Raw genomic sequence first — 12,789 nt, forward strand, 5'->3', positions numbered from 1 at the left:
TTTCGCAATTCGTCAACAACTTTTTACACTACATCGTTGCGACTGCGGGGCTCAACTTCCAGGCCAGTGGCGCGCTCCAGACTTCAGCACACCACCCGCCCTGCTTCCCTTCTCCCGCGCCGCGTTTCCGTTAGCGCGAAAGAGGCGTGATTGTAGGTAGCTCGCGACATTCGCGCAAGGGGTTTGAAGCAACTTTTTTACAAAAGCTGCAATTTGGCCAGCCGGCCATGTGTCGGCACGAGACCGCTTATGGTGCAAAGAACGGACTAGAATGTGAGGCTCTTCGCCTCTTTCTATATACGTCTTTAATATGCGCCAGCGAATCGCCAAACGCCTCCCCCCCGATGCCGACAAACTGGTCGGCCTGTCGCTTGCGCTCTTCGCCTCGGGCAGCCGCATCGAGGACCGCTTCTGGGAAGCGAAGCTCGACGCGCTGCTCGCCAAGATTGTCCGCAACGGCAACCAGACCACGCTCGACGCAGCGCTCGACCATCTGCAGCAAAATCATCCCGACGCCTATGGCGCGCTCGCCGACATGGCCGAGACGCACAGTGAGTCGATGGTGATCGAGCACGACGGCCAACCGTTCGATGCGCTGCTGGTCGCCGTCCCGGTGCTCGCATGGACGCGCTACATGATTCCGTCGGGCCCGCTCAAGGGCGACGTTGCCGACGCACTTCGAACGCACCTGCAGGCGCACGTCCTTGCGAACGGCACCCTCGTCGGGCTCGCCCCGTTCCTCTATAGCATCGACCAGTTGCCGCGACACCACGTCGAGACCTACCGGCTCGCCCAGCAGCTCGCGCATGGGGCGATCAGCCAGCATACGCCCAAGCTCAGCTTCGGCGACCTGCCCGAAACCTCGCCGATCCTCGCCGACCCGCGCTTCCTGCTCGCCGTCGTTGCGGCCCCCGCCGGCGCTCCGCTGTTCCGCTGGCAGGAAGAAGAAAACGGCAGCCGGATCGAACGCAGCCAGTGCCTCGAGCAATGGACGGCCCAAGGCGGCCCGAACCTGTCGATCGCGCTGCCCGGCTGCGAATTCGAATGCCTGCTTCCGGACGCGTACTATTCGGCCTGCCGGGATGCGGACGAACGTATCCGTCCACATACGGTCCGAACGGCCATTCGTTATCTATTCGACACACTTGGTGCGGCACCGCAAGAGCTGCGCGCGGTGGTCGCCGGCTTCGGCGAGCGCCGTATCGACGAGTACCGTGTCGGCTTCACGCGGCGTGCCAGCAACGACGTAATCTACGGCGTCGTATGGCCGCTCTACGGGCGCGAAAACGGCGACTTGTCGATCGACAGTGCGACGCTCGAAGGCGAAGCGCCGATCGAAGGACCGGTCGAGGAAATCGTGAGTCTGCTGAAGGAATGCGGCGTAACCGACGTCCGGCGGCACGCGGGCCGCTTCGAACCCGAATATTGCGATGACTGCGGCGTGCCGCTCTATGCAGATCCGCTCGGTGAAATCGTCCACGCGGAAATGCCGGAAGACGCGTCCCCCGCCCAGCCTCACTTCCACTAATCCGCAGCACAGCAGGCCCGACGGCCTGCCCGCCTGAAGCCGCTCACGGTTCCCGCCGGAGCGGCTTTTTACTTGTCTGTCCTCCCGCCGCCCGAAATTTCATACTTTTCCTAAGCCTTTCAGCCAAGCAGACATCGTGTAAGGTCTTTGTCATTATCAGACCCAAGGCATGCCAGACGGCAGATCAATGGCTCACATTACGGAGGTTGAATATGCGGTTCCTGATGCTCAATTCAGACGCCGAGCGGCGTGACGGACTGAAGGCCCTGTTGCGACAGATCGACCGTCACGCCGGCATCAACGATGTGCCCGACAGTTTTCAGGCGCGCCGGCTACTGCGCAACCAGCGTTTCGACCTGGTCGCGATCGACTGGCTCGACGTCGGACGGCTCAGCGAGCTTCAGGCGCTGTGCAGCGCGTGCTCGCCGACACCGGTCGCCGTGCTCGTCGACGAAACATCGCCAGAGGCCATCCAGCGCTTCTTCAACTACGGTGTCGCCGGCGTGATCCCGCATTCCACGCGGCCACACCTGATCGTGCGTGCGCTCGAGATCGTGCTGCTGGGCGGACACTACATTCCGCCGATCGCCCTGCGCCTGCTGCCTTCCACTGCTGCGGCGCGCTACGATGCCCATTTCCAGACGCTCGCCGGATCGCTTCCCCGGCGGCCGCCAAGCGGCCTCCTGTCGCCGCGGCAAGCGCAGATCATGCGCTTCGTCCACATGGGCAGCACCAACAAGATGATCGCTCGCACACTCGGCATCAGCGAAGGCACCGTCAAGATCCACCTCGCCAGCATCTTCCAGCAACTTGGTGCCGCCAACCGGGCCGCCGCGGTCGCCATCTACAACGGCTGGCTGTCGCCCCACCTCGAGGTGCTGTTGGCGAATCGCAGTCGTGCGCGCAAGCCGCCCATCGGCGAACAGGGCCCGGTTCCGCTGCGTACGCAACGGAGTAACCGCCCGTACCCGTTGCCGGCCTCGATCGATAGCGCGCAGGACCTGCCGATCGCCGCCGAGCCGCCGGCGCGGTTCCGGCGCGAACGCTAGCCAAACAGTCTCGATATTGCGACGGTCGGTGTGTGCGGATTCCCACCTTTGATGCTCAACGAGTAATATGGACGCATGGGTTTTCTTTTCACACCGCTTCCGCTCTGGGTTGGCATCGGTGGCTGGATCGCCGCCGTGGCTCTGCTCGCGCTCGCGATCTGGAATCGTCCCTTCGTGCGCCTGCAGGACGCCACGCTCCAGCACGTGTGGCTCGCGCTCGTCACCGCCATTGCGGTCCTCTGGGCCTCGAATGCGTGGCTCGACGATGGCATCGTCATGCATCTGCTTGGCGCGACGCTGCTCGTCACGCTATTCGACTGGACACTCGCACTGATCGCGATGGGCGCTGTCACGGCGGTCGCCGCGATCATCTTCGATGCGCCCTGGCAGGGCATTGGCCTGACCTATCTGATCTACGGCGCGCTGCCGGTCGCCGTGTCGGCATTGCTGCAGCGCGCCGCACTCGCATGGTTGCCGCACAATCTCGCGTCGTTCATTACCGGCCAGGGATTCCTGTCGCCCGCCATCGCGATCATCGCGGTCGCCGCTGCCGCTGCCGGGGTCCAGCTCGCGCTCGCGGATGGCGTTCCCGTCGTGATTCCGGCCGGCTATTTGCTGAACACCGCGCTTCTCGCGCTTGGCGAAGCATGGTTCACCGGCATGGCAACCGCACTCATCGCTGTCTATCGTCCCGCGTGGGTCACGACCTTCGACGTCCGGCGCTATCGTCTCGGCGGCCCGCGCGCCTGAATTGCCCTCCGGCAACGGCGCCGTCATCACGCGCCGCCCCTCCTCGCTCAGTACGGCAGAATGCGACATCTACTGCCGCACAACTTTTTTACGCTAAGATTGAACTCCGGTTCTTCATCGGGCATCTATACGTGCCCGATGTCTCATTCGCTCCTCACCAATAACCAGATGGACAGCTCTCCTGCGTCGCTCCGGATTTTCCGGGCGCTCGGCAAGCTGGCAGCCTGCATTGCGGGCCTGTCGCTTGCGCTTCCGACACCGGCATTCGCCGATCTGCTCGACCAGCGCTCCGAACTGATCAACAAATTCGTCAACGAAATGCATGCCGATCCGCTCGCCGCCGATTGTGCAGCGCACGGCAGTTTCATCGCCAGCACGTCGTCGGCCTTCGACCGCGTCGACTTCGCGCCGAACGCATTCGACAGCGGCAACGCGACTATCACGCCATGGAATGACTCGTTCGACCAGGGCAAGCAGCGCGTGAAGGTCGACAATATCGTCACGGTCGACGGCCTCGGCGTCCATAGCGACGGCAGCGACCCGACGCCGCTGAAATTCCGATGCGGCTATGTCGGTCAGCAGATGCTCGCGTTCAGCTGGAACGACCCGGTTCCGCCGCTTAAGCCGCGCGTCGAGCGTTCCTCGTCCTCGACGAAGAAATTCAAGGGCAAGTCGCACCGAGGCAAGGGCAAGGCAAAGGCATCGGGCCGTACCGGCAGCAAGAAGGCCGTCGGCACGAAAAAGTCGAGCGGCCAGAAAAAAGTCGTGAAGAAGACCGCGAAGAAGTCCTGATCCGCCGAAGCGACATCCACAGAAGTAAAAAAGCCGGGGCATCCTGAGATGCCCCGGCTTTTTCATACGGCGACGCTACGCTTACGCAAACGTGTCGACGTGCACCAGGATCGCCGCCAGCATCGCCGCGCCGAGCGCCGCGCTTCGCTCGCCGTTCCAGCCGACGCGTTCGTCGGGCAGGTTCGCGTTGTCCTTGAACGGCATCTCGAGCGTCAGCGACAGACAGCCGAACTGATGGCCGATGTACTTCGACGCGAGCTTGAGCGCGTCCTCCTTGTACTTGCTTGCGGCATAGCCGTGCTCAGTCTGGAAGTCCGGGCTCGCGACCTTGAACGCTTCGATGAACGCGGTCTGCTCCTTGCCCTGCTGCTCGGTAAAGCTCGGCAGCATCTCGGATCCGGCAACGAACACATACGGCAGATCCTCGTCGCCGTGGATGTCGAAGAACATGTCGCAGCCGATCGCATGGATTGCATCGCGCACGGCCAGCACCTCCGGGCTGCGCTCGGCATCGGGCGCCATCCACTCGCGGTTCAGGTTCGCGCCCGCGGCATTGGTGCGCAGGTTGCCGTGCACGCTCCCGTCCGGGTTCATGTTCGGGACGATATAGAACGTCGCACGATCGTACAGCTTGCGCGCGACCGGGTCGCCTGCCCAGTCGCCCCATCCGGCCAGCCGCTTGACGAGGCCTTCGACGAACCATTCGGCCATCGACTCGCCGGGATGCTGGCGCGCGATGATCCACACCTTCTTCTTCGGCGCGCCGTCGGTTTCCGGCGTACCGAGCGTCAGCAGCGACATCGGGCGACCTTCAACCGTGCGGCCGAGTTCGACGACGCTCGCCTGCGGCAGTTGCTGGACCGCACCGAGAAACGCGGCGTGACGCTCTTCCGAGTACGGTTCGAAATACGCGTAGTAGATGCTGTCGAATTCCGGCGTATGGTCGATGGTCATCGTCTTGCCGTCGAACGTCGTCGGCACGCGAAACCAGTCGACCCGGTCATAGCTCGCCACCGCGCTGTAATTGCGCCAGCCCGACGGATACGCGCATTCGGCAGCATTCTCGAACGTCATCACGCAGCGCTCGCCGCGCGCGCCCGTCAAGCGGTAGTAAAACCATTGCGCGAATTCCGAGCGGGTGTCGCCGCGCACACGCAGCCTAATCGCATCGGGGCCGTCGCACGACACGACGTCGATTGCGCCTGCGTCGAAATTGCTGGTGATCGAAAGGGCCATCTGTCTCTCCTGGGGCGACCGGAACAGGCGGTGTAGCGCTTGCCCGGCCTCATGCATGCGCCGGCCGTCTCGTGAACGGCCGGCAGGGTCACTCGCCGACTCGCCGGCGATATACGTAAGTCGAATCGTTCGACGCGGCCGCATCGAACGCATAGCCTTCCGTCGCGAAATCCTTCAGCGCCTTCGGGTCGGTGATACGGTTCTCGACGATAAAACGCGCCATCAGGCCGCGCGCACGCTTCGCATGGAAGCTGATGATCTTGTAGCGGCCGCCCTTCCAGTCCTCGAACACCGGCGTGATGACCGGTGCGACCAGCAGTTTCGGCTTGACCGACTTGAAGTATTCGGTCGACGCGCAGTTGACCAGCACGCGCGCCGCGCCGCTACGCGTTTCGAGCTGTTCGTTCAGCGCCCGCGTGATGCGGTCACCCCAGAACGCGTACAGATCCTTGCCGCGCGCGTTCGCGAAGCGCGTGCCCATCTCGAGCCGGTACGGCTGCAGCAGGTCGAGCGGACGCAGCAGCCCGTACAGGCCCGACAGCACGCGCACGTGCTGCTGCGCATAGTCGAGATCGGCGGACGACAGCGATTTCGCGTCGAAACCTTCATAGACGTCGCCGTTGAACGCGAGCACGGCCTGCTTCGCGTTGGCCGGCGTAAAGGTCCGCGACCAATCCGCGTAGCGCTGGAAATTCAGGCGCGCGAGCGGATCGGAAATATCCATCAGCGTTGCGATATCCTGCGGCGACAGCTTGCGCAGGCCGTCGATCAGCTCGGACGCGTCGTCGACGAATGCAGGCTTCGTGTAAGACTGGACGTGCGCGGGCGTATCGTAGTCGAGGGATTTGGCTGGAGAGAGAACGATTATCATAGAGGCTCGCTGGCACGCCGTGCCTTGCGGTCAGACGAAAACCACCGATTGTAACGAATGACCCGCTCTCTCGCCCCGCACGCCGCGCACCGCGTCGTGCTCGACTCGAACGTCTGGATCGACATCCTCGTATTCGACGACCCCGCTACGCGCCCGATCCGGGCCGCGCTGGAACGCGGCGCGCTGGCCGCCGTGATCGACGGCCGCTGCCTGACCGAGCTCGAATACGTGCTCGACTATCCGCAGTTCCAGTCGCGCGCCATCGACAAGGCGGCCGCACTCGCGACCGTCGCCCGGCTCGCGAGCCTCGTCGAGCCGCCGCCCGTCGACGCCGACGCGCCGCCGCTGCCGAAGTGCAAGGACCGCGACGACCAGAAGTTTCTCGAACTCGCCCGCGCCGCGCAGGCCGAGTGGCTCGTATCGAAAGACCGCGCGCTGCTGAAGCTCGCGAAGCGCACCGCACGCGACTTCGGCTTCCGGATCGCGCAGCCCGCGCCATTTACCGAGGCCTGCTCGCTCGACGCCGCGCCGGACACGACGACCACGCCGGCCTGACCTACGCGCCTTACCACCCGATTTCGACCGTATCGATGAACGCTCCTTCAGACATGCCAACGACTCCCGTTTTCCCCTCGCGCCTGCCGAACGTCGGCACGACGATCTTCACGGTCATGAGCGCGCTTGCCGCCGAAAAAGGCGCGGTGAACCTCGGCCAGGGCTTTCCGGATTTCGACTGCGATCCGCGCATCATCGATGCGGTGGCCGCCGCGATGCGCAACGGGCACAACCAGTATCCGCCGATGGCCGGTGTCGCGCCGCTGCGCGACGCGATCGCGGACAAGATCGCGCAGGTCTACGGCCGGCGTTACGATCCGGCGACCGAAATCACCGTGACGGCCGGCGCGACGCAGGCGTTGCTGACCGCGATCATGTGCACGGTGCATCCGGGTGATGAAGTGATCGTCGTCGAACCGACCTACGACAGCTACCTGCCGTCGATCGAACTCGCGGGCGGCAAGCCCGTGTTCGTCACGCTGGAAGCGCCCGACTACGCGATCCCGTTCGACCGTCTGGCGGCCGCGATCACGCCGAAAACGCGCATGATCCTGATCAACACGCCACATAACCCGACGGGGACCGTGTGGCGCGAGTCGGACATGCACAAGCTCGAGGAGATCGTGCGCGGCACCAACGTGCTGATCCTGTCCGACGAGGTCTACGAGCACATGGTCTATGACGGCGCGCGCCACGAGAGCGTCGCGCGCTATCCGGAACTCGCCGCGCGCAGTTTCATCGTGTCGAGCTTCGGCAAGACCTATCACGTGACGGGCTGGAAGGTCGGCTATGTCGCGGCGCCTGCCGCGCTGACCGCGGAATTCCGCAAGGTCCACCAGTTCAACGTGTTCACGGTGAACACGCCGATGCAGATCGGGCTCGCCGACTACCTGCGCGACCCGGCGCCGTACCTGACGCTTGCCGACTTCTACCAGAAGAAGCGCGATTTCTTCCGGGCCGGTCTCGAGCGCACCCGCTTCAAGCTGCTGCCCTGCACGGGCACGTACTTCCAGTGCGTCGATTATTCGGCGATCAGCGACCTGCCGGAAGCGGAATTCTCGAAGTGGCTCACGTCGGAGATCGGCGTGGCCGCCATTCCAGTGTCGGCGTTCTATCACGAGCCGCACGAATCGGGCGTCGTCCGATTCTGCTTCGCGAAGCAGGAAAGCACGCTCGCGTCCGCGCTCGAACGGCTCGCCCGCCTGTAAGACCCGCACGGGCGGCCGCACGCCGCCCTGCGGGAACCGCGTTTACGAACGCGCGACGCTCGTCGCGTCGATATACGCCTTGCGCTCGGCCGCCACGCGCTGCGCGGCAGGGCGCTCGCCCACCTTCTTCACGTGCGCCTTCCAGTCGATGCCTGCATCGAGCAGGAAATCGCGCCCGAATACGGCTTTCGTCGCCATGCCGATGACCGGCAGATGAACCCACGCGGCGATGTCCGCGAGGCCGAACGACTCGCCGAGCACATACGGCGAAAACCGCGTCATCTGCTTGAATGCATCGATCGCGCGCGGCAGGCGCTTCTCGACGTGCGCCTTCATCCCGTCGCTGACCTTGCCGCCAAAAAACGCTTCGGTGTAGACCTCACGCGCCATCCACTCGAGATACAGTTCGAGCGTCTCGATGAGTTCGCGCACCTTCGCGGCCGCGAACGGGCTCGCCGGGAAAATGCCTTTTTCGGGATAGCGCGCCGCCAGGTACTCGATGATCACTTGCGACTCGAACAGCGCGCCTTCTTCGGTCTTCAGAAAGGGAATCTTGCCGAGCGGCGAATCGGCGAGCTGTGCCGGATCGCTGACCGGCAATCCGCATACCGACTCCTCGAACGGAATGTCGTGCTCGAGCAAGACGAACTTCACCTTGTTGTAATAGTTGGACAACGGAATACCGCACAGCTGTAGCATCGGGGTCTCCTTCCTTGCTGAAGCGCGGCCGCATCGATATCGGCCGCATCGGGATTCATCGCGCTGAAAAGCACGATCGTGCTAGTCTAAAGCAAGTTTTGCGTCCGTCACGACAACAATACATCCGCTACGACAGCGTCCGCATCAGCACGCGCTGGGTGTCCGCTGCCGCAGCCCCGCCATCCGATGGAGACACGCTCGCATGAGTGCTGAACTGCTGGCCTCGCGTCCGCCCGAGAGCGAATCGACGCTCGTCCTCACGCTATCCAACCCCGGCGCGCGCAATGCGCTGCATCCCGACATGTACGCGGCCGGCATCGAAGCGCTTGCCACAGCCGAACGGGATCCCGGGATTCGCGCGGTCGTGCTCACCGGCGCCGATCGCTTCTTCTGCGCGGGCGGCAATCTGAACCGGCTGCTCGACAACCGCTCGAAGGATCCGTCCTACCAGGCCGACAGCATCGATCAGCTCGCCGCCTGGGTCACGGCGATCCACGCCTCGACGAAGCCGGTGATCGCAGCGGTGGAAGGCGCCGCGGCCGGCGCGGGCTTCTCGCTCGCGCTCGCGTGCGACCTGATCGTCGCCGCGCACGATGCGAAGTTCGTGATGTCGTATGCGCGTGTCGGCCTGACGCCCGATGGAGGCGGTTCGTGGTTCATCGCCCGCGCGCTGCCGCGTGCGATCGCGGCCGAGATCCTGTTCGAAGGCAAGCCTGTTGCAGCCGAACGTCTGCACACGCTCGGCGTCGTCAACCGGCTCGCCGTGCCCGGCGCGGCACTGACCGATGCCCTGGCATGGGCCGACGCGCTCGCCGGCATCTCGCCGAACGCACTCACGCGCATCAAGTCGCTTCTCGACGACGCGACGACGCAACCGCTCGACGCGCATCTCGCCACGGAGCGCGATCATTTCGTCGCATCGCTGCATCATGCGGACGGGCTCGAAGGCATCACCGCATTTCTCGAGAAACGCCCGCCCCGCTACAAGCGCTGAGCGGTCGTGCGCTTTCGAATTGACCTGTTGCCACCGCATCGACCCGATGCGGCACGGCGACGCCGCCATCTCGACGACTCGGGACGACACGCAATCGCCCCCGGCGCCACTTAGCGCAACATGCAAGCACACGCATCTGCACGCACGTTCCCGTCGCCAGCAGCCCGCATCGATCCATGCTCTAATGACCGCCTGTCGCGGCGCTGCCTGCGCCGTTTCCGCATGCAACAAAGGAGTTCACGATGATCGACGTCTATAGCTGGGCGACCCCGAACGGCCACAAGGTGCACATCATGCTCGAGGAAACGGGCCTCGCCTATCGTGCCCTTCCGGTCGATATCGGTGCGGGCGACCAGTTCAAGCCGGCATTCCTGAAGATCAGCCCGAACAACAAGATCCCCGCGATCGTCGATCCGGACGGCCCCGGCGGCCAGCCGATCTCGCTGTTCGAATCGGGTGCGATCCTGGTCTACCTCGCGGAGAAGACCGGCAAGTTCCTGCCGACCGATCCGGCCGCACGCTACGCGACGCTCGAATGGCTGATGTTCCAGATGGGCGGCGTCGGCCCGATGCTCGGGCAGGCGCACCACTTCCGCCTGTATGCGCCGGAGAAGATCGAGTATGCGGTCAACCGCTACACGAACGAGGCAAAACGCCTGTACAACGTGATGGACAAGCGCCTCGGCGAATCCGAATATCTCGCAGGCGACGCGTACACGATCGCGGACATTGCGACGTTCCCGTGGACGCGCTCGTGGCAGAACCAGGGCATCGTGCTCGACGAATTGCCGAACGTGAAACGCTGGCGCGAGGCGATCGCCGCGCGACCGGCCGTGCAACGCGGTGTCGAAGTGCTCGCGTCGATGCGCAAGGCGCTGCAGGACGACAAGGCACGCGAGGTGCTGTTCGGTGCGACGCAATACGCGAAGCACTGACACGCATGTGACGGGCGGAGCGGCATCCGTGCATGCCGCTCCCCGCTTCAGAAGTAATGCAGCGTGATGAATTCCGCCGCGCAGACGGGCAGCGGCACATCGGGACGCTCGACCTGCATCGTCACCGACCACGTCACCTGCACACCGTCCCGCGCGGCCTCGGCGGTTTCCTTTACCGCAAACAGCGCACGCACACGCGCACCGACCGGCACCGGCTTCAGGAACCGCACGCGGTTCAGCCCGTAGTTCACCCCCATCTTCTGCTCGAAACGCATCGCATCGGCCATCAACGCCGGAATCAGCGACAGCGTCAGGAACCCGTGCGCGATCGGGCCGCCGAATGGCGACTCGCGCCGCGCGCGTTCGGGATCGACGTGAATCCATTGATGATCGCCGGTCGCATCGGCAAAGCCATCGACACGACGCTGGTCGATCGCGATCCAGCCGCTCGCGAGCGGCTCCGCGCCGACTCGCGCCTGCAGCGCCTGCGCCGACGCGATCAGCGGCAAGGTCACGTCGGTCATGCCTGCGTACCTCCCGGATGGCGCAGCCCGAAGATCACCTTGGTATGCACGGTGATCACCGTCTCGCCGGCGCCGTTCACGCCGACCCATTCCGTCGACACGATGCCGCGATCGGGCTTGCTCTCCGATACGCGTTTGTCATGAACCTTCTGGTACATCGTGATCGTGTCGCCGGCGCGCACCGGCTTGAGCCAGCGGATCGAATCGATGCCCGGCGAGCCCATGCTCGTCGAGTCCGACCCGAGCTTCTTGATGAGCAGGCTCATGAACACCGAACACGTATGCCATCCGCTCGCGACGAGTCCGCCGAAATGCGATGCTTTTCCGGCTTCTTCGTCGAGGTGGAACGGCTGCGGGTCATAGCGTTGTGCGAACGCCTTGATGTCGTCCGCTTCGAACGTGTAACGGCCCACTTCGGTGGTACTGCCGACCACCAGGTCTTCATAACTGATGCCCACTCGGTGTCTCCTTGTCTGGTGCGCTCGCGCGTCGCCGTCATGCTGCGTCGGTCTGCGCGAAATCGGGCAGCGCCGCGATGCGGGCAAGATGATGATCGGTGTCGCCGAGCGTCGTCTCGATGATCGTCAGCCGCTTGAACAAGTGCGCGGCGGCGACCTCGTTGGTCACGCCCATGCCGCCGTGCAGCTGGACGGCCTGCTGGCCGACGAAGCGCGCGGCGGCGCCGACACGCGCTTTCGCGGCCGACACGGCCTTGCGCCGCGCATCGGCATCGCCGCTCGCGTAGCGTACAGCTGCCAGGTAGGTCAGCGAACGCGCCTGTTCGGCATGGATCAGCATGTCGACCATCCGGTGCTGCAGCGCCTGGAAGCGCGCGATCGGCACGCCGAACTGTTCGCGCGTCTTCGTGTATTCGACCGTCGCGCGATTCAGTTCGTCGAGCACGCCGACCGCTTCCGCGCACAGCAGGAACGTCGCGTAATCGGCAACCTGCTCGAGGGCCGCAGCGTCGCGCGCTCCACCCGTCAGCAATCGCGCCGGCGTTTCATTGAACCCGATCGTCGCGGCACGCTGGCCGTCGATCGTCCGGTAGTCGACCACCTTCGCGTTCGCGGCATCCCGTTCGACGACGAAGAGGCCGATGCCGCCACCATCGACGCGTGCGGGCACGATCCACGCATCCGCCTGTGCGCCATGCTGAACGACCGACTTCGTGCCGGTCAGCCGGTACGTGCCGCCCTGCTCGCGCGCATGCGTGTCGAGTTCGAACAGGTCGTAGCGCGCATGCGGTTCGTGGAACGCGACTGCCACGCGCTTTTGCCCCTGCGCGACGGCTTCCAGCAGCGCCGCATCCTCACCCGCGCCGGAACCGGCAATGCGCAAGGCCTCGACGCCCACCGCCGTTGCCCAGTACGGCTCGATCACGAGCGCACGGCCGAGTTCCTGCATCACGACCAGCATGTCGACCGGGCCGCCGCCGAAGCCACCCTGCGCGTCCGGCACGGGCAGCGCGGTCAACCCCAGCTCGGCGAACGCGCTCCATTGCGTGTCCGACACGCCAGCATCGCTGCGCACGATTGCCTGACGTGCTTCGAAGCCGTATTGCTCGCCGAGATAACGGCGCAGCGCATCGGCAAACTGCTGCTGCTCATCGGTAAAGCTGAAATCCATGGTTGTCTCCGTTCCCTGA

At 64.5% G+C, this 12,789-nt stretch carries 14 protein-coding genes; 8 read left to right on the top strand and 6 right to left on the bottom strand.

The window, feature by feature from the left end:
- Positions 1-310: 310 nt before the first annotated feature.
- The 4 genes from CFB41_RS11770 (at position 311) to CFB41_RS11790 (ending at position 4,119) form a co-directional block, all read left to right on the top strand.
- Positions 311-1,528 (top strand): DUF2863 family protein, encoded by a 1,218-nt coding sequence (locus CFB41_RS11770; RefSeq protein ID WP_089456631.1) that lies wholly within the window; start codon positions 311-313, stop codon positions 1,526-1,528.
- Between the two features lie 212 nt (positions 1,529-1,740).
- Positions 1,741-2,577 (top strand): response regulator transcription factor, encoded by an 837-nt coding sequence (locus CFB41_RS11775; RefSeq protein ID WP_089440651.1) that lies wholly within the window; start codon positions 1,741-1,743, stop codon positions 2,575-2,577.
- 75 nt (positions 2,578-2,652) lie between these two features.
- A complete protein-coding gene (locus tag CFB41_RS11780; RefSeq protein ID WP_072440675.1) occupies positions 2,653-3,327 on the top strand; it encodes an energy-coupling factor ABC transporter permease in 675 nt (224 codons plus the stop codon).
- A gap of 138 nt (positions 3,328-3,465) precedes the next feature.
- Entirely contained in the window at positions 3,466-4,119 is a 654-nt protein-coding gene (locus CFB41_RS11790) for a BspC domain-containing protein (protein ID WP_089440653.1), read from the top strand.
- A gap of 81 nt (positions 4,120-4,200) precedes the next feature.
- Here the strand turns inward: CFB41_RS11790 and CFB41_RS11795 are convergent, their stop codons facing one another.
- Complete coding sequence (locus CFB41_RS11795) at positions 4,201-5,355, bottom strand: M14-type cytosolic carboxypeptidase (RefSeq protein WP_089456633.1); 1,155 nt, start codon at positions 5,353-5,355, stop codon at positions 4,201-4,203.
- An 88-nt stretch (positions 5,356-5,443) separates the two neighbouring features.
- A complete protein-coding gene (gene yaaA, locus CFB41_RS11800) occupies positions 5,444-6,226 on the bottom strand; it encodes a peroxide stress protein YaaA (protein WP_089456634.1) in 783 nt (260 codons plus the stop codon).
- Between the two features lie 57 nt (positions 6,227-6,283).
- Here yaaA and CFB41_RS11805 point away from each other — a divergent pair, with 57 nt between their 5' ends.
- Both CFB41_RS11805 and CFB41_RS11810 read left to right on the top strand, forming a co-directional pair.
- Positions 6,284-6,781, top strand: a complete 498-nt coding sequence (locus CFB41_RS11805) for a putative toxin-antitoxin system toxin component, PIN family (RefSeq protein ID WP_089440656.1) — start codon at positions 6,284-6,286, stop codon at positions 6,779-6,781.
- A gap of 35 nt (positions 6,782-6,816) precedes the next feature.
- Positions 6,817-7,989, top strand: coding sequence for a pyridoxal phosphate-dependent aminotransferase (locus tag CFB41_RS11810; protein ID WP_089456635.1), 1,173 nt, complete (start codon positions 6,817-6,819; stop codon positions 7,987-7,989).
- A gap of 42 nt (positions 7,990-8,031) precedes the next feature.
- Here CFB41_RS11810 and CFB41_RS11815 read toward each other — a convergent pair whose 3' ends face one another.
- Entirely contained in the window at positions 8,032-8,688 is a 657-nt protein-coding gene (locus CFB41_RS11815; RefSeq protein WP_089456636.1) for a glutathione S-transferase, read from the bottom strand.
- Between the two features lie 202 nt (positions 8,689-8,890).
- Between CFB41_RS11815 and CFB41_RS11820 the strand changes: the two genes are divergently transcribed.
- Together CFB41_RS11820 and CFB41_RS11825 are read left to right on the top strand one after the other, a co-directional pair.
- Positions 8,891-9,682, top strand: coding sequence for an oxepin-CoA hydrolase, alternative type (locus CFB41_RS11820; RefSeq protein ID WP_069248459.1), 792 nt, complete (start codon positions 8,891-8,893; stop codon positions 9,680-9,682).
- A gap of 242 nt (positions 9,683-9,924) precedes the next feature.
- Complete coding sequence (locus CFB41_RS11825; protein WP_089456637.1) at positions 9,925-10,617, top strand: glutathione binding-like protein; 693 nt, start codon at positions 9,925-9,927, stop codon at positions 10,615-10,617.
- Between the two features lie 47 nt (positions 10,618-10,664).
- On the opposite strand, the gene CFB41_RS11830 is transcribed toward CFB41_RS11825, so the two are convergent.
- Genes CFB41_RS11830 through CFB41_RS11840 form a run of 3 tightly spaced genes read right to left on the bottom strand, consistent with a single transcriptional unit; the run spans position 10,665 to position 12,770 of the window.
- Positions 10,665-11,141 (bottom strand): MaoC family dehydratase, encoded by a 477-nt coding sequence (locus tag CFB41_RS11830; RefSeq protein WP_039370625.1) that lies wholly within the window; start codon positions 11,139-11,141, stop codon positions 10,665-10,667.
- Complete coding sequence (locus tag CFB41_RS11835; protein WP_089440660.1) at positions 11,138-11,599, bottom strand: MaoC family dehydratase; 462 nt, start codon at positions 11,597-11,599, stop codon at positions 11,138-11,140. Before CFB41_RS11835 ends, CFB41_RS11830 begins: the two co-directional genes overlap by 4 nt.
- 37 nt (positions 11,600-11,636) lie before the next feature.
- Positions 11,637-12,770, bottom strand: a complete 1,134-nt coding sequence (locus CFB41_RS11840; protein ID WP_089456638.1) for an acyl-CoA dehydrogenase family protein — start codon at positions 12,768-12,770, stop codon at positions 11,637-11,639.
- Positions 12,771-12,789 lie beyond the last annotated feature (19 nt).

The sequence above is a fragment of the Burkholderia sp. AU33803 genome, from assembly GCF_002223095.1.
Taxonomy (GTDB): domain Bacteria; phylum Pseudomonadota; class Gammaproteobacteria; order Burkholderiales; family Burkholderiaceae; genus Burkholderia.

Coding starts and splice junctions, on each gene's coding strand:
- CFB41_RS11770 (WP_089456631.1), top strand. CDS start 311: ATGCGCCAGCGAATCGCCAAACGCCTCCCCCCCGATGCCGACAAACTG.
- CFB41_RS11775 (WP_089440651.1), top strand. CDS start 1,741: ATGCGGTTCCTGATGCTCAATTCAGACGCCGAGCGGCGTGACGGACTG.
- CFB41_RS11780 (WP_072440675.1), top strand. CDS start 2,653: ATGGGTTTTCTTTTCACACCGCTTCCGCTCTGGGTTGGCATCGGTGGC.
- CFB41_RS11790 (WP_089440653.1), top strand. CDS start 3,466: ATGTCTCATTCGCTCCTCACCAATAACCAGATGGACAGCTCTCCTGCG.
- CFB41_RS11795 (WP_089456633.1), bottom strand. CDS start 5,355: ATGGCCCTTTCGATCACCAGCAATTTCGACGCAGGCGCAATCGACGTC.
- yaaA (WP_089456634.1), bottom strand. CDS start 6,226: ATGATAATCGTTCTCTCTCCAGCCAAATCCCTCGACTACGATACGCCC.
- CFB41_RS11805 (WP_089440656.1), top strand. CDS start 6,284: ATGACCCGCTCTCTCGCCCCGCACGCCGCGCACCGCGTCGTGCTCGAC.
- CFB41_RS11810 (WP_089456635.1), top strand. CDS start 6,817: ATGAACGCTCCTTCAGACATGCCAACGACTCCCGTTTTCCCCTCGCGC.
- CFB41_RS11815 (WP_089456636.1), bottom strand. CDS start 8,688: ATGCTACAGCTGTGCGGTATTCCGTTGTCCAACTATTACAACAAGGTG.
- CFB41_RS11820 (WP_069248459.1), top strand. CDS start 8,891: ATGAGTGCTGAACTGCTGGCCTCGCGTCCGCCCGAGAGCGAATCGACG.
- CFB41_RS11825 (WP_089456637.1), top strand. CDS start 9,925: ATGATCGACGTCTATAGCTGGGCGACCCCGAACGGCCACAAGGTGCAC.
- CFB41_RS11830 (WP_039370625.1), bottom strand. CDS start 11,141: ATGACCGACGTGACCTTGCCGCTGATCGCGTCGGCGCAGGCGCTGCAG.
- CFB41_RS11840 (WP_089456638.1), bottom strand. CDS start 12,770: ATGGATTTCAGCTTTACCGATGAGCAGCAGCAGTTTGCCGATGCGCTG.